This is a genomic window from Dyadobacter chenhuakuii, assembly GCF_023821985.2.
Classification (GTDB): Bacteria; Bacteroidota; Bacteroidia; order Cytophagales; family Spirosomataceae; genus Dyadobacter; species Dyadobacter chenhuakuii.
Genome location: NZ_CP098805.1, coordinates 647,000 through 663,002 on the forward strand (window position 1 = coordinate 647,000; position 16,003 = coordinate 663,002).

Annotated in this window: 13 protein-coding genes; 8 read left to right on the top strand and 5 right to left on the bottom strand. The window is 46.2% G+C overall.

The genetic code is table 11. The features are described from left to right. Positions 1-131: 131 nt before the first annotated feature. From NFI80_RS02680 to NFI80_RS02715, 8 genes are all read left to right on the top strand, one after another. Positions 132-1,769 (top strand): TldD/PmbA family protein, encoded by a 1,638-nt coding sequence (locus tag NFI80_RS02680; RefSeq protein ID WP_235164994.1) that lies wholly within the window; start codon positions 132-134, stop codon positions 1,767-1,769. 6 nt (positions 1,770-1,775) lie between these two features. After that, positions 1,776-3,113, top strand: a complete 1,338-nt coding sequence (locus tag NFI80_RS02685; protein WP_026629880.1) for a TldD/PmbA family protein — start codon at positions 1,776-1,778, stop codon at positions 3,111-3,113. Further along, complete coding sequence (locus tag NFI80_RS02690; protein ID WP_235164993.1) at positions 3,110-3,727, top strand: DUF4159 domain-containing protein; 618 nt, start codon at positions 3,110-3,112, stop codon at positions 3,725-3,727. Before NFI80_RS02685 ends, NFI80_RS02690 begins: the two co-directional genes overlap by 4 nt. A 77-nt stretch (positions 3,728-3,804) precedes the next feature. Beyond that, entirely contained in the window at positions 3,805-4,791 is a 987-nt protein-coding gene (locus tag NFI80_RS02695; RefSeq protein WP_235164992.1) for an AAA family ATPase, read from the top strand. Between the two features lie 64 nt (positions 4,792-4,855). Beyond that, a complete protein-coding gene (locus NFI80_RS02700) occupies positions 4,856-5,764 on the top strand; it encodes a DUF58 domain-containing protein (RefSeq protein ID WP_235164991.1) in 909 nt (302 codons plus the stop codon). Then, positions 5,765-6,889 (top strand): BatA domain-containing protein, encoded by a 1,125-nt coding sequence (locus NFI80_RS02705; protein ID WP_235164990.1) that lies wholly within the window; start codon positions 5,765-5,767, stop codon positions 6,887-6,889. Next, on the top strand, positions 6,882-9,113 hold the full coding sequence (locus tag NFI80_RS02710) for a DUF4175 family protein (RefSeq protein WP_235164989.1): 2,232 nt from the start codon (positions 6,882-6,884) through the stop codon (positions 9,111-9,113). The genes NFI80_RS02705 and NFI80_RS02710 overlap by 8 nt, the downstream gene beginning before the upstream one ends. 33 nt (positions 9,114-9,146) lie before the next feature. After that, positions 9,147-10,814, top strand: a complete 1,668-nt coding sequence (locus NFI80_RS02715; RefSeq protein WP_235164988.1) for a hypothetical protein — start codon at positions 9,147-9,149, stop codon at positions 10,812-10,814. Between the two features lie 25 nt (positions 10,815-10,839). Here NFI80_RS02715 and NFI80_RS02720 read toward each other — a convergent pair whose 3' ends face one another. Genes NFI80_RS02720 through kaiC form a run of 5 tightly spaced genes read right to left on the bottom strand, consistent with a single transcriptional unit; the run spans position 10,840 to position 15,885 of the window. Continuing rightward, positions 10,840-12,189, bottom strand: a complete 1,350-nt coding sequence (locus NFI80_RS02720) for a MutS-related protein (protein ID WP_235164987.1) — start codon at positions 12,187-12,189, stop codon at positions 10,840-10,842. A 52-nt stretch (positions 12,190-12,241) separates the two neighbouring features. Further along, positions 12,242-13,531 carry a sensor histidine kinase gene (locus NFI80_RS02725; RefSeq protein ID WP_235164986.1) on the bottom strand — a complete coding sequence of 430 codons (1,290 nt, stop codon included), beginning with the start codon at positions 13,529-13,531 and terminating at the stop codon, positions 12,242-12,244. After that, positions 13,528-13,851: a circadian clock KaiB family protein gene (locus NFI80_RS02730; protein WP_235164985.1), complete on the bottom strand. Its 324-nt coding sequence runs from the start codon at positions 13,849-13,851 to the stop codon at positions 13,528-13,530. Before NFI80_RS02730 ends, NFI80_RS02725 begins: the two co-directional genes overlap by 4 nt. Further along, a complete protein-coding gene (locus NFI80_RS02735; RefSeq protein ID WP_235164984.1) occupies positions 13,848-14,147 on the bottom strand; it encodes a circadian clock KaiB family protein in 300 nt (99 codons plus the stop codon). Before NFI80_RS02735 ends, NFI80_RS02730 begins: the two co-directional genes overlap by 4 nt. A 22-nt stretch (positions 14,148-14,169) precedes the next feature. After that, positions 14,170-15,885, bottom strand: coding sequence for a circadian clock protein KaiC (kaiC, locus tag NFI80_RS02740; RefSeq protein ID WP_235164983.1), 1,716 nt, complete (start codon positions 15,883-15,885; stop codon positions 14,170-14,172). Between the last annotated feature and the right edge of the window lie 118 nt (positions 15,886-16,003).

The following is a 16,003-nucleotide window of genomic DNA, read 5'->3' on the forward strand; positions in this document are numbered from 1 at the left end:
ACATGACCACTCATGTATTTTTAATTTCCTTACATAAAAAGTGCATTGAATCTGTTGCAGCTTTTCGCTAGCTTATGCATTACGCCTTTTATTCCAATGACCCAATTCGTCACTATTAGCAACCATATACTTTGAAACGCAGAGACTTTATACAATTGGCTGGACTCGGAACGGGAGCGTTCATGATGCCTGCTTTTGCAATGGGCAGAAATGTCTCCCCCGAAGCATTTCTTGAAAAAAGTGTGGATGAAGCCGTCAAAAAACGACTGGCTGATGCCGCGCTGAATGCTGCAAAATCCAAAGGCGCTTCCTATGCCGACGTCAGGATCGGACGTTATCTCAATCAGTTTGTGGTAACCCGTGAAGACAAAGTGCAGAACATTGTAAACACGGAATCCTACGGCGTGGGCGTGCGCGTAGTTGCAAACGGATGCTGGGGGTTTGCCGCTGTTGTTGATGTAAATAATGAGGCGCAAATGGCAAAAGCCGCCGAAGATGCCGTAGCAATTGCGAAAGCGAATGCAAAGCTAATGAAAGAGCCCGTGCAACTGGCCCCGCAAAAAGGCTTTGGTGAAGTAAGCTGGAAAGCGCCGATTAAGAAAAATGCTTTCGAAGTGCCTATTAAGGAGAAGGTTGACCTGCTGCTTTCTGTAAATGATGCAGCGATGAAGAATGGCGCTAATTATGTGAATTCAGTGCTTTTTTTAGTTAATGAACAAAAATATTTTGCTTCCACCGATGGTTCGTATATTGACCAGGACGTTCACCGGATCTGGCCGATCTTCAATGTTACGGCCATTGATCCGAAAAGTGGAAAATTTGAAACCAGGAACGCATTAAGCGCACCAATGGGCATGGGTTACGATTATCTGCAAGCCAACCCGTCCGACAAAATTACCGGCGTGACCACGCGCTACAACAAAGGTTACGACATGCTGGAAGATGCTACTGCGGCAGCCAAACAAGCCAAAGAAAAGTTGACGGCAAAATCAGTGGAGGCAGGCAAATATGACCTTATTCTGGATCCGTCGCACCTCTGGCTGACCATTCACGAATCCGTCGGCCACCCGCTCGAACTGGACCGTGTGCTCGGTTATGAGGCCAATTTTGCAGGGACTTCTTTTGCAACATTGGATAAATGGAAATCCAAAGACTTCCAGTATGGCAGCAAACAAGTGAACCTGATCGCCGACAAATTGCAGGAAGGATCTTTGGGAGCTGTTGGCTGGGATGATGAAGGTGTTAATACAAAGAAATGGGACCTGGTGAAGGATGGTGTCTTAGTCAATTATCAGGCAATCCGCGACCAGGCGCACATTATCGGTGAGAAAGAGTCGCATGGCTGCTGCTATGCCGATAGCTGGTCTTCCGTACAATTCCAGAGAATGCCGAATGTTTCGCTGGCTGCTGGCAAGACGCCGTTATCCGTGGACGACATGATCAAGGATGTCAAAAAAGGCATTTACATTATTGGTGACGGCTCGTTCTCGATTGATCAGCAGCGATATAATTTCCAGTTTGGCGGGCAGTTGTTTTATGAAATCAAGGACGGTAAGATTGTCGGCATGCTGAAAGATGTGGCTTATCAATCCAATACACAGGAGTTCTGGAATTCTTGCGTGCAGGTTTGTGATGAAAAGGACTATCGTCTAGGCGGCTCATTCTTCGACGGCAAAGGCCAGCCCTCGCAATCCAGCGCTGTATCGCACGGAAGTTCGACAACGCGTTTTAACGGGGTTAATGTGATCAATACAGCCAGAAAAATATAACCAGCCATGTCTATCATACTATCTGAATCGGAAGCAAAAGCATTAATGCAGAAAGTGCTGGCTTACTCCAAAGCGGACGAATGCGAAATTAATCTGCTGGGAGAGGAGCGGGGCAACCTGCGTTACGCAAGGAACGAAGTGTCCACAAGCGGATCGCTGGTCAACCAAAATTTATCCGTACAATCGGCTTTTGGCAAAAAAGTGGGTGTCGCCACCATTGATGAGTTCAGCGATGAGTCGCTAGAAAAAGTGGTAAGGAGGTCTGAGGAGCTTGCTCAGCTGGCGCCCGAAAATCCTGAATATGTGAGCATTCTGGGTCCGCAGACTTATCTCAAATCATCCGGTTTCTTCGAATCGACGGCTGGCATCAATGCTGATAAGCGCGCCGATGCCGTTGCGAAAAGCCTGGAACTATCGAGAGGGAAAAACCTGACGGCAGCGGGCTTCCTGGACAACCAGAAAGGCTATTCCGCCATGATGAATTCCAAAGGGTTATTCGCTTATTACCCAAGCACAAGCGTCAATTTTTCCCTCACGGTTCGCACGCCGGATGGCACGGGCTCTGGCTACATTGCGCGGGGTTATAGTGATGTGAACAAGCTCGATACGGCTGCTGCAACGACCATAGCGATCCAGAAAGCGATGGGTTCCATGAATGCGAAAGCATTGGAGCCGGGAAAATACACCGTCATTCTGGAACCAACGGCGGCGGCGGTTTTACTGGAAAATATATATTTCAATTTTGATGCAAGAAGCGCTGACGAAGGCCGCTCCTTTTTAAGCAAGCCAGGCGGGAAGACCAAGTTGGGCGAGAAAATCGTCGACGAGCGCGTGAACATTTACTCCGATCCCACGCATCCGGATCTGCCGGCATCGCCCTGGGCAGGAGATGGGCAGCCTTTGAACAAAATGGCCTGGATAGAAAAAGGGGTTGTCAAAAACATGGTCTACTCGCGCTATTGGGCACAAAAAAACAATGTAAAGGCCGTTCCTTCTCCCAGCAATGTGATTATGGACGGCGGAACCGCCACCATGGAAGAACTGATCAAATCCACGAAACAGGGGATTTTGGTTACCAAACTCTGGTATATCCGGGAAGTGGACCCGCAAACATTGTTACTGACCGGCCTTACGCGGGACGGCACATTTTACATTGAAAACGGCGTTATTAAGCATCCGGTCAAAAATTTCCGTTTTAACGAAAGTCCTGTCATTATGCTGAATAACCTCGAAACATTGGGTAGATCAGAAAGGGTCGTGAGTACGGAATCGGACAGGAATTATATGGTTCCGCCAATGAAAATCAGGGAGTTTACTTTTTCTTCACTTTCCGACGCGGTTTGAAGCCTTTTTTCTTTACTCGAATTCAATACACGTCCGGAAACTGGGACACCGACCAGCGAATGCCGTCCAATCTGCTGCATTCGCTGGTTGAATACACCACAATTCCGATTGATGAGAAGGAAAAAGTAGTACAATTGAACAGCAATGAAATTTTCAAAAGTCCTTTTTGCTACCTGAGCGGGCACAAGCTGGTTGAGTTTTCCACGCAGGAAAGGGAACATTTTAGACGATATGTGCAAAACGGCGGCTTCGTTTTTGTGGACGATTGCAATCATGATATCGATGGACTTTTCGCCAAATCGTTTGAGCAGGAAATGGAACGGACGTTTGGTCCCAAAGCCTTGCAAAAGATCCCCAATAGCCACCCTATTTATTCCAGTTTTTTCAAATTTGAGGAAGGGCCGCCAACGACTTCATTCGAGTTGAATGGCTGGGGCGATGATCTTGTGCATGATTATCTCAAAGCGATTACGATCAATGGACGGATCGGTGTGTTATATAGCAATAAAGATTACGGCTGCGAATGGGATTATGATTTTCGTAACAAGCGTTTTCTGGCAGTTGACAATACACGTTTTGGTGTGAATATTGTAGTCTATGCGCTAAATGCATAGCCAGTTTAGCATGATTAACACGATCATTACACTTGTCGACTTTTAACTTTTTAATAATTAAAACTGCATTCTGAGGTTTGGAAAAATTGGAGTTGAGCCATTACAAAGAGCTGGTTGCCAGGCTGCCGCTTCTGAAAAAGGAAATTGCCAAAGTGATTGTTGGTCAGCAGGAAGCGATTGATGAAATATTGATTTCCCTGCTTGCCGGAGGGCATTGCCTGTTGGAAGGCGTTCCGGGTTTGGCAAAGACATTAATGGTAAAAACCATGTCCGAAGCGCTGCATATGAGCTTCAAAAGGATCCAGTTTACGCCCGATCTGATGCCCGGAGACATTGTAGGGACCGAAATTCTGGAAGAAGATCATGAAACCGGCAAGAAATTCTTCAAATTCAACCGCGGCCCTGTGTTTGCGAATGTAGTGCTGGCCGATGAAATTAACCGGACGCCGCCTAAAACGCAGGCCGCATTGCTCGAAGCCATGCAGGAAAAAACTGTAACCTACGGCGGAACCAACTACGAGCTTCCGAACCCATTCCTGATCATTGCAACGCAAAACCCGATCGAGCAGGCAGGCACTTATCCATTACCTGAGGCGCAGCTTGATCGGTTTTTGTTGTATATCAAATTAAATTATCCCAATGAGCAGGAGGAGCTCGACGTGCTGAAAGGCACAACCGGATCGCTGAAGCCTGGCATTAACCGTGTCCTGGCCGACACGGAAATCGTTGCCTTACAACAGCTGACCCGGCAAGTTCACATTAGCGACGAGCTGATTACGCGGATCAATAAGCTCGTTAGGGCAACAAGGCCCGAGGGAAGCCCATCGGATTTTGTGAGGGAATGGTGCGATTGGGGAGCGGGGCCCAGGGCAGGGCAGGCGCTCGTACTCTGCGCAAAAGCCCGCGCGGTCCTGCACGAACGCTTCGCGGTGATTCCGGAAGATATTCAGACATTGGCTTACCCGGTATTACGGCACCGGATCGCCATGAATTTTCGTGCGGAGGCAGAAGGCATAACCACCGATCAGGTGATCGATCAATTGCTGCCTGCTGTGAAGAACTGATGTTGGTCGGGTGACACAACTCAGTTTCGTTTTTCTAATTCCAGAGACATTTAACATTATTCATATGGCAGCGACCACCGGCCTGCTTGCTTCGCAGCTCATCAAGCTGAATAATCTGCAACTGACCGGCAAGCTGGTGAGCGAGGAGCTGATGCTGGGAATCCATGCCAGCAAGCGGTCGGGGATAGGAGTGGAGTTTGAGCAATATCGACATTATGAGCCCGGGGATGATCCCAAACGGATTGATTGGAAGCTGTTTGCACGCACGGATAAGCATTTGATCCGCGAATCCTCAACGGAGAGCGATAAGCAGGTGCGGTTTGTACTGGACCTTTCCGGTTCCATGAATTATGTTGAAAATGGTGTGAGTCGGCTGCAGTATGGGCAGATTTTATTGGCCTCACTGGCGTATCTCTGCTACATTCAGAATGATCAAATGTCGCTTTATACATTGAAAGACAGCTCGATCCACACCATTTCCGCGACTGGCGCATCGTCTTCCGGTAAGCAGGCTTTCCAGAAGATTTTGGTTGGTTTAGAGAAAACTATTGCGAGTGGAATGTGGGATAGGGAAGTCAAAACCGGTCAGAAAATCAAGTTTCCCGAGTTTCAATCGAAGAAAAAGGAGCAGCTGATTTTTGTAAGTGATTTTTTGCAAACACACGACGAATGGCTGGATCTGATCCGTTCCCTTGCGGGGCCTTATCGTGAAATCGTTGTATTTCAAATCCTTGGTGATCAGGAAATGGATTTTAACCTCGAAGGTTTCTATCGTTTTAAGGATTTGGAAACGGGTAAGGAGATAGAACTGGACGCAGGATCTGTTCGGGAAAAATTCCGTGAATCGGCTGATCGGTATTTACTTCAATTGAAGGAGGCTTTGCAGATCCCGCATGTGACCCTGGTGCGTGTGCGCATGAGCGACCCCATAGGAATGGTTTTGAAGGCGTATTTAACCAAACGGAAAGGATAAATGGGATTTCTGAATCCATATATGCTTTGGGGAATGCTAGCGGTTGCTTTACCGGTAATTATCCATTTCTGGTATCAAAAAAAAGGCAAACAGATTGCCTGGGCGGCTTCACAATGGCTTGTGGATAAGACTTCGTTAAGGCACCGAGGCATTAGAATAGACGAAATTCCCCTGCTGTTGATCCGTTGTTTACTAGTGATTTTACTTTCAATGCTGCTGAGTGGGCCTATCTTAAACCAGTTCGGCAGGGATCAGGAAAAAGAGCAAGTGCATCTGGTCCAGGCTGACCCAAAGGTGACCAGTAACTTTCGTTTCGAGCTTGAAAATGCATTGCAACGGAAAGAAAGGGTCGTCTTCATTAGCGCTGATTTGAAGCCACTGGCAGACCTAACGAACATTCCTGAGACAAAGGGCAGCTTATTCTTTTTACAGCAGAACATTAATAGCATTGTGGGGGATAACACGCATTTGAACTTATATCTGCTTAATAATCAGGATATAAGCCGGTTACCAAAAATTGTGGTCCCTGGAACTTACAAATTATATGCAGTTAAGGATTCAGCGCAGCAGGCGGAGAACCCTTTGATCGGGTTCGCTCAGAAAACGGGTCGCGATAACATTAATGTTTTGATTGACTACGAAAATCAGGACGAAGCGGAGACGGTTCAGGCTGGCTTGGAAGCATTGAAAGATGTTTTTGAAATTCCTGTCAGCATTGATAGGGCAACCGGGTTAAAAAGCAAATACGATTGGATATTTACGGATAAGCCAATTACCCTGCGAAATGAGCAAACTTTGTATGTTATTCCCCAAAAAGGCAGTGATAATCAGGTGTTTGATAATGTCATTTCAGTAAGTGATTCATTGCGGTTGGCGACATCCGCAATGGTGCAGAACGGACAGTTGCCCGAGTGGCTAGGTGAAATGTTGATCACGCATTATCAATTAGATAAAAATCTCAGGCCTTTAAGCCAAAGGCAGTTGGAATCAGCATTTGGCAGCGTGGAACCGCTGAAAGAACAGCATTCGGATGGTTTGTATCAATGGTTATTGTTATTGTTTGTGCTGGTAGTCATGCTGGAACGTTGGATTTCACTCAATCACAAAACGGCGCGCAATGCATGAGTTAAGGAAACTGATCGTTTTGGTGACGAGCCAGCTGTATGTGAGCGCGATTTTCCGTTGCTTGCTGCTGGCCGGTTCTGCCTACCTTTTCGTTTCGGTTTTTTCAGGGCCGTTGCATATGGTCAGCATATTTGCTGCGTTTGCGGCTTTGGGAGCCGGGATTGTTTTCACAGGGATTTATAAAAACAACAGGGAAATAGCAATCTCGCTGATCCACAACCATGTCGGCGAAACGGAATACAGCCTCCACCTCCTGGAAAAAACCGAATTGAATGTTGCAGAGCAATTGCAGTTAGAGCGCATCGCGAACCGCAATTTTGACTTTCCTTTCACCAAACTTTATAACGGCCTCATCGCCTATTTGGCCCTGTTTCTGACTGCGGTGGCATTTTATATCATTTATCCATCCATTTCATTTAATGAAAATACAACAGGTCAAGATCACATAAGGAAACAGGGGCCACAAAAAGCGAATGTTACCCTTGCACCCAGATACGAATCTGCCACCATCAACATTGCGCCACCCGCCTATACGAAATTGCCTAAGCAGCAGTTGAGTGACCTGAATGTGAGTGTTGTAACCGGCTCGGCGTTAACATGGAATGTGAAATTCACCCATTCAGAAAACCTTGTCCTTCGTCTCGCTAACCGCCAGGGTGAGGAGGTCTCGTTTCGAAGGGAGAATAGCTTTTTTACACATTCAGACAAGATTACAGGATCCGGGTTGTATTCCATTAAGGGTTATTGGAAAGATTCGCTTATATACCAATCTGATTTTTACCGGCTCGAAGCCTTGCCCGATCTTGCGCCAAAAATAGAGCCTGCGTCAAAAGAATTGTATAAATATCATTTCCTGAAAGACACTAAGACGATCAAGGTTACGGCAAAAATTTCGGACGATTTCCGTGTTAGTCAGGCATTTATAGTAGCCACGCTTGCACGCGGCTCAGGGGAAAATGTGAAGTTCCGCGAGGTGAAATTCCCATTATCCCCGACAGATTTTAAAGAGGCTGATTTACAAAAGGTAATCGACCTCAATGAGCTAAACTTTACTCCGGGCGACGAACTTTACTACTATTGGGCAGCAGTTGACAACAAGTCACCTCAGCCAAATTTCAGCAAATCAGACACTTACTTCTTGGTTTACAAAGACACTTCCCAAGTCGAGGAGGCAGAACTGGCGACAATGGCCGTGAACATTATGCCTGAATATTTCAGAAGCCAGCGACAAATCATCATTGACACCGAAAAATTAATTGCCAAACGTAAAAAGATCCCTGCGAAGGAATTTGCCTCAGTTTCCAATGAGATTGGTTTTGATCAAAAAGTGCTGAGGCTGCGTTATGGGCAGTATTTGGGAGAGGAATTTGAAACGAGCATTGGCGGCGGCGGTGCACCGCCGGAAGCCGATGGAGGCAATATGCTGGATGCTTTTACGCACAAGTCGGATGGTGAGGGAGAAGCTTCGCACAGCCGCGCTGCGGACAGCCGCGCAGCAGAGCCGGAGCATCAGCACGACCATGACGGGCACGCGCATGAAAAAGCGCATGGGGATGCAGGAGAGAAGGATCCGCTGGCGGCATTGATGGAGCAATATGTTCATGCGCATGACGATGCGGAGACGAACACATTTTATGAACAATCGACGCGGAGTTTGCTGAAAATGGCCTTGGAACAAATGTGGCAGTCAGAGTTGCATTTACGGTTGTATGAGCCGGAAAAAGCGCTCCCGTTTGAGCATAAGGCCCTTGAATTCTTAAAAACTGCTCAGCAAAAAGCCCGGACGTATGTCAAAAAAAGCGGTTATGATCCGCCGCCGATCAAGGAAAAAGAGAAGCGTTTGAGCGGTGAATTGAAGCAGATCAGCACAGATTTAAGTGTTGAAAAGTTCTATAAAAATAAAACGATTGCTCAGCTGGCAGCAGAAGTTTCAGGATTTTTGGGCTACGAAAAGCTTGACAACGAACAACGGGCCAGATTGCGACTGGCTGGAACTGCATTCTCAGACCGGCTCATGAACAGCGGACCGTTCAATGGCGGGTTAGGGAATTGGGAAATGATTGGCGCGCTTCAGAAACTTGTTAATGGGAGAAAGTTGTCGTCCAATGAAAAACAGCGCCTGAGAAACGGTTTATATAAATACACCAATCATTCTGAGCAAAGCCGAAGCCATTATTCCAGCGAGAAAAGGTTGGAAGAAGCATTTTGGAGAAAGCTGCATTAAAATAAAAACAGCTGGTTGGCTCAACAAATACGTATGATTCAATTCGATTTTAACTGGTCTGAGCCCCTTAACCTCATTATTCCGGCACTTGCGCTGTTACTGTTGCCTTTGCAACTGTGGCTGATCTTACGTGCGAAAAAGGATAATCAATTGACCCCGCGGCACTGGCTCAGACTGAGCCTGAACGTGTTGTTATGGTTGGCTGTTGTGGCTTTTATCATTCGGCCATATTTGCTCAAAAAGGCAGAAACGGTGACGGGTTTTCTAATTGGTAATGATATTCCGTCATCGTATGCTAATGCATTAGCAGACAGCATTAACAGCCTTAAAAAAACGGTTTCCAGCGACATTAAAAGTGCAAGATTTGATACACTGATTCTGGCAGGCCAGGACTTTCAGCCCGAAATATTTAACACAATCCTGCAAGCCGCGCCGAAACGGATTCAGTGGATTCCTTATTTGGCGGAAGACAAATGGCAGCAGTTACACTGGAAAGGCGTTGTTCGAAAAGGGGAGATGCAGGTTGTGCAGGGTAATGTGCTTTCATCCAAACCGCAGGTTTTGAAATTAAAATACGGTGATAATGTGCTCGATAGCATTGCATTACAAAAAGGGTTTAATCAGTTCCGCCTGCAATTTCCGGTGTTTACGGAAGAAAGGACGCTTATCGAGCTTGCTATGGACGGCGAAATTCGAGATACAATCCGTTTCTATGCGCGGCCATCACAGAAATTCACATTTCAGTTTTTACTGGACAGCCCTGATTTTGAAAGCCGGGCGCTGGCAAACTGGCTCGGCAAAGCCGGGCACGCCGTGATCTATGCAGCAACATTGTCCAAAAACATCCGGAGCCAGGAGACGATTAACAGGGCAAAGGATCCTGACGTTGTCGTAACTGACGCTGGAAATGTTAACAATAGATTGGTTAAGAAGGTCTTAGCAGCTGGTAAAAGTGTCTTGTTTATTAATGTTACCAAGCCAGAGGATGAGATCAAGGCTATAAACGCTTCCTTGGGAACCCAGCTGAAGGTGAATAGGATATCGGTGGAAGAATCCGTTTCGGTAAGTCCCGGGCTTACGGCGCTGCCTTTCCGTTTCGTACCGGGCAATCGTTATTTTACTTCCGGGACACTGCCTATTGCAGTTGAGAGGATTCGCGGAAGGGTAGGCGTGAGCTTGTTAAATGAAACTTTTCCACTGCAACTGGCAGGCGATAGTGCTGCTTATCAAAAGGTTTGGGATGCAATTCTGGCACCCGTTGTGCCCGCAACCACCAATAACATTCAAGTGCAGGCACCTTTGTTCGAGGGCGTTGATACCGAGGTGACATTGAATGGATTTTCTAATTTATCAAATTTCATAAAGATCGGTTCCGACTCAGTCTTTTTAAGCACTTCACCTATAAATGAGGGATCAGCCAAGGCCTTTTTTAAGCCCACAGAAATTGGCTGGATAAGCTCGCGCGACTCTCTGAAAATGGAAATGTTTGTTGAAAATCAGGCTACTGCCGGAGATCTTTATAACACAGCCAGGCTAACGAACTTCATAAAAATCTACAACAGCCTGCAAAAAAAGTTGCGGAATGAAACCGGCATTTCATCGCAACATGCAAACGAAGTCAAGCAAAAACTTCCGGATTGGATGTGGTTTGCATTGATTATTGTTTGCTTTCTTGCCGTGTGGGTTGAACGGAAATTATAGCCACTCTTCGAATTGCCGCGCATTTTCAACCATGTAAAAGCTCCTTGACGCCTGCTTTTCTTAAAATTACCTGTCCCAGCCGTTCTTTGGAAATGCCGTTTTCGATTTGGTAGGTGTTGACAAAGTCGTCGCCGGCAATATTGGTTCTGAAACATCTGAAGCACAGCTGCACATTGCTTTCATAATGTTTAAGCAGCGGTTCCAAATGCGTGGAAACCATAAATAGTGACTGCTTTTTTCTTGCAAAACCATCGATTACCGTCATAGAACAATATAAAGAGTCTTCTTGGTTGGTGCCGCGGAACAGCTCGTCAATGATAACGAAGCAGGATTCTTGTGCATGGAGGGCTTCCGCAATGACTTTGATACGCATAACCTCGCCGAAAAAGTGGCTGTAACCCAACGCAATGTTGTCGGAAAGGTGAATGGAAGTGAATAGTCTGTCTGCAAATGTTAGTCGAAGCATTGCTGCGGGGACGGGAAAGCCGGCATGCGCTAGATAGACGGCGATACCGCACGTTTTTAAAAAAGTAGTTTTGCCACTCGTATTAGCTCCCGTAAGCATGCAAACGGGGGTTTGGCTGTGCAGGGTAAGACTGTTGGGAACCGCATTTTCGATCAAAGGATGCCATAGCTGTTCGGCCTTAAAGTGGACTTGTTCGGCATTTGCTACAAAAATTGGAAATTGAAGATGATGAATAGTGGCTGTTAGGGCAATGCTCCGGAGCGCATCGAGCTTGTAAAAAATGTCCAGTATTCTCCGAAAGTCTTTCTTATTTGAGATGCGTAGAAAGTAATCCCAGAAGAAAACAGTCCGCCTGGTCAGCTTGCTATCCTGTATCTTCAGCAAACTATTCATGCCTTTTTTATTAAGAAGAGCTTTCACGAAAAGAATGTCATCAGCCAGAAGTTCAGGCAGTGCTTCGGGAAGTTCAGAGATCATTTCTTCAATGGCTTTTAAAAGCCTGAATGTTGCTGTAAAACCGCTTCGGACAATGTAAAACTCGGAAGGACTACGCCATGAGAAAATCCAGGTGTCGAACCAGTGCTGGAACACATCCTGCGACATGGAATAGGCGATGTTGGAAGCATAGTACGCCTCTGCTGCGGATACGTAAGTTCTGGGAATGTCTACTTTGAATGCATCCGGCATTTGAATAAATGCTTTCAGCAGTTCCTGAAATGAATGTATTTCATCCAGCGAGCGCTTTGGCTTTAACAGCATTTCCCGCAGGCAATCCCGACCGCCTTCGGTCGCAGTATGGTCAAAAAAATGAAGAATGCTGGGATCCCGCGAGCTTTTGGGAAGGATTTGTAATTCTTGGAGCGTTTGGGGATCGATGGGATGCATTTTGAAGATTTCGATGATCTTCAAAATTATACATTAACCGATAAGCGAAATCTTAAAAATAGTTAAATCACACGCGTCAAATACGCTGATTTACAGGCAATGTCAGTTCAAAAATGGCGCCTTCACCCTCTTTGCTGGACACAGCAATGCTTCCGTTGTGCTTGTCAATGATCTTTTTGGTAATGGCCAGACCAATCCCGGATCCTTCATACTTGTCTTTGTTATTTAACCGCTCAAACAGAGAGAAAATCTTCTCGTTATACAGCTCGTCAAAACCAATGCCGTTGTCAGAAACCGTAATGTAGCAGGTCGCTGCCGTTGATGCATCTTTCAATGTACCTTCCGCGTCCTCGTGGACGCCTCCCGAAATGCGTATTACCGGTGCAAGCCCGGGTTTGGAGAACTTGATGGAGTTGCTGATCAGGTTTTGGAAAACCTGTTTAATTTGCCCTCTGTTGACTTCTATATCAGGCAGTTGGTCAACTATAACCTCTGCGTTCCTTTCCAAAATGAGGATCTCATAATCTTCCAGCACCTCATTAACGACCTCATTTAAGCTGGTCAAGGAATAGTTGTTAAGATTAGTTGAAAGCCTTGAATAACTTAGTATATCGGTGATCATGTTGCGCATCCTTTGAGAAGATGCGATGATTTTGTCCAGATATGTAATGTTCTCTTCCGTCAGCTCATTGACAAGCTTGTTCCTGAGCATCGTGGAGAAAATCAATATTTTGCGCAGCGGCTCCTGCAAGTCGTGGGAGGCTACGGATGCAAATTGTTGCAGGTCGTGGTTGCTGGTTTCCAGCTCGGTGTTAATTTCTGCGAGACGTAAGTTGTTCTGTTTCAGTAGTTGTTGGATTTCTTTCTGAAAAGACAAGTCTGTCAATATAATGCTGAGCGCCGGGCCTTCGTCCAATTGCAGCATGGTTACGGACAGCTGGCAGGGAACCTGCGCGCCGCCTCTGCTAATGCAAAGCTCTGTTTTGCTATCCTCGCTCCAACCGTTATCGAAAAGATCCAGGTATATTTCAAGAAATCCATCGGCAATGAAATCGGCAAAATGCAGCCCCACCACCTTCGAAAGCGGGAGGTTGATCATAGAGGCAAACATAGAGTTGCAATACAATATCAGGCCCTCATGATTGAGCGTTACAGCGCCTTCATTCATTTTCTCAATGAATACGCGGTAGGTTTGATCAGCGGTTTTCAATGTATAAAGCTGATGCCCGCCATCGGGATTCTGAACAACCAATGCGTCCACTTGGCCTGAACGGATCGCATGGATGGTCTCCGTAGCTTCTTCAAGTTGCGCGTGCAGCTCTTCGTTCTCCCTTAACAGCTCTTCATATGTCTTATGCGTGTTCATGTTCCAATTGAAATTCCCAGACCTTTGAGTACTTTTTCTGTATCGGACATGTCTCCGATCAGTCTTCGTGCCGGTAGCGGCGCACTTTTAATGAGTAGAGGTAAGGCAATGATCTGTTCTTTTTCAGCTATGGTTTTTTGTTGGTAAACATCAATGATTTCCAGAGAGTATCTGCCTTTGAGGTATGTTTCACAGATTTCCTTCACATTAACTACCGCCCTTCTGGAATTGATGGACGCGCCTGTAATGAACAGCCTTAGCTCGTAGTGAATCTCAGCTTCATCCCCATTTGACGGGCTAATGTCTGTGTTATCGCTCATTCTGTTCTCTTTGCAGGGCGTATATTAAGTCCAACCAATACTTTTTCCTCGTTCGAAAGGTCGCCGATAATCTTGCGGATTGGCTCAGGGACTTTTTTCACAAGCGTAGGAATTGCAAGTATCTGGTCGCCCTCCGCCAATTGCGGCTGTAACAGCAGATCAACTACTTCAATGACATATTTATCCTTTAAATATTCTTCGCAATATTTTTTAAGATTAGCGAGCGCGGTGACCGATTTGGTGGTTTTGCCGGCTACATACAATCTTAGCTCCCAAATTTCTTCTGATTCTTCCATTTATATCTGATTGGTGCGGTTATTACTCTTTTTTGTTGCCATCCCGAATCTGGGAAAGTTCCTGCCGATTCTTTTCGAAGACTTCTTTTTTGAGCTCCTCTTCAATAAAGGTTTTATTCAACTCCTCTTGCAAGGATGCGAATTCTTCTTTCAGGCTTTCAATTTTCGCTTCCAGCACCATTTTCTTCCGCTCAATCTCTCTATCCTTTCTTGTTACTGCATGGTCGCGCAAGACAACGCCCGTTCGTTCGAGCAGTTGTTGTGCCGCTCTCGCTGATCCGGTAAGTACGCCCTCTGGTCCAAGGAACACATCCACCAGATCCAATCCATTATCACTGATCACAAACTCCCGGACCTGATTAGAATGCTTCATTCCACGGGATTTCATCACATAAAGGCCCCTGTTGCGCTCTCCGTTCATCTCAATGTCGCGAACAAGCAGCCAGGCATCTACCAGGGAAGAAACACTTTCGTCCGTCTGTTCGGAAATGCTGTCGTTTAACGAGAGCGCTGTAAACATGACGGTGGTTCCTTCTGCCTGAAGAAAATCGATCAGCCTGATGAGCACACTTTTTACTTCACTTACCGTCCCGACCGTGATCAGGTTCGTTATGGGATCTACAACAACTGTTTTTGGTTTAAATTGCGAGATCAGTTTGTTTATAGAAAGCAAATGCATTTCCAGCCCGTTCAATGTTGGGCGGGAAGCATGGAATTTCAACAGGCCATTGTCTATATGACTTTGCAAATCGACGCCTATGGAGCGCATGTTGCGCACGATCTGTTTGGGCGATTCTTCAAAAGCAAAATAAATACAGCGATCGCCATTCAGGCAGGTTTCGTTAGCAAATGAGCCTGCAATGCTTGTTTTCCCAGTTCCGGCGGTTCCTGACACAAGAATGCTGCTTCCTTCAAAAAAACCTTCTCCGCCCAGCATTTTATTCAATGCCGGAATACCGGATGAGATGCGTTTGCTGGAAGCATTGTGGGACAAGGTCAGGGAAGTGACGGGCAAAACTGAAATGCCGTCTTCATCAATCAGGAACGGATATTCGTTGGTGCCGTGTACTGAGCCTCTGTATTTGACAATGCGCAGCAAACGTGTCGAGATCTTATTGGCAACACGGTGATCCAGCAAAATCACGCAATCAGACACATATTCTTCCAATCCCTGGCGTGTCAGAGAGCCTTCCCCGCGTTCGCCTGTTATGATGGTCGTTACCTTTTTCTCTTTGAGCCATTCAAATAATCTCCGCAGTTCGGCGCGTATAATCGCCTCATTGTTCAATCCGGAAAAAAGACTTTCAATGGTGTCTAAAACAACGCGTTTTGCACCAATGCTGTCGATGGCGTGGCCTAGTCTGATGAACAGCCCGTCGAGGTCATACTCGCCAGTCTCCTCAATTTCACTTCGTTCGATGTGAATATGGTCCAGCTTGATCAGCTTGTCTTTTTGCATCCGGTCCAGGTCGAAACCAAGGGAAGCGACATTGATGGTCAGTTCTTCACTTTTTTCCTCAAATGCAACGAACACTCCCGGCTCTCCAAATTGAAGTGCGCCATGAACCAGAAATTCAATAGAAAAAAGTGTTTTGCCACATCCGGCAGAGCCACAAATCAATGTGGGCCTGCCCTGAGGAAACCCGCCTAGGGTGATTTCATCGAGACCTTTGATGCCTGTTCGTGCCTTCTGCAATGCTGGAAGACCGGTTATTGAGTCAGAGGAGTTGGAGTTCATTTGATTAAGCTATTCTGATTTCACTTCGGTTAAATGTGTGTTGGAAGCTGGTTTACAAATACCGTACCAATTGTTTTTTTTGGTTATTGCACAAAAAACATTCGTAACAATTGGTTCG